General features: G+C 65.2%; 1 pseudogene. It reads left to right on the top strand.

Annotation, left to right across the window (positions count from 1 at the left end):
• Nucleotides 1-514, top strand: a pseudogene (locus ACW4DH_RS19000) (dihydroxy-acid dehydratase); the annotation flags it as partial.

The raw sequence follows: 514 nt of genomic DNA, 5'->3' as shown, positions 1-514 counted from the left end.
GGTATTCGAGGATTTCGACGACTACAAGGCGCGCATCAACGACCCCGATCTCGACGTCACGGCCGACAGCGTGCTGGTGATGAAGAACTGCGGTCCGCGCGGCTATCACGGCATGGCCGAGGTCGGCAACATGGGCCTGCCGGCCAAGCTGCTTGAGCAGGGCATCACCGACATGGTCCGTATCTCCGATGCGCGCATGAGCGGCACCGCCTACGGCACCGTGGTGCTGCACGTCGCCCCGGAGGCCGCCGCCGGCGGCCCGCTGGCCGCAGTGCGTAATGGCGACTGGATCGAGCTCGATTGCCATTCAGGCAAGCTGCACCTCGATATCAGCGACGCGGAACTTGAGACGCGCCTGGCCGAAAACGATCCCACCGAAGCTTCGCGCACGATTGCCAGTCAAGGCGGCTATCGCCAGCTGTATATCGAGCGGGTGCTGCAGGCCGACGAGGGCTGCGATTTCGACTTCCTGGTCGGCTGCCGCGGCGCCGAGGTGCCCCGACATTCGCATTGA

It is taken from the genome of Halomonas sp. WWR20 (assembly GCF_054602495.1).
This window is presented reverse-complemented; position numbering and strand designations above follow the sequence as displayed.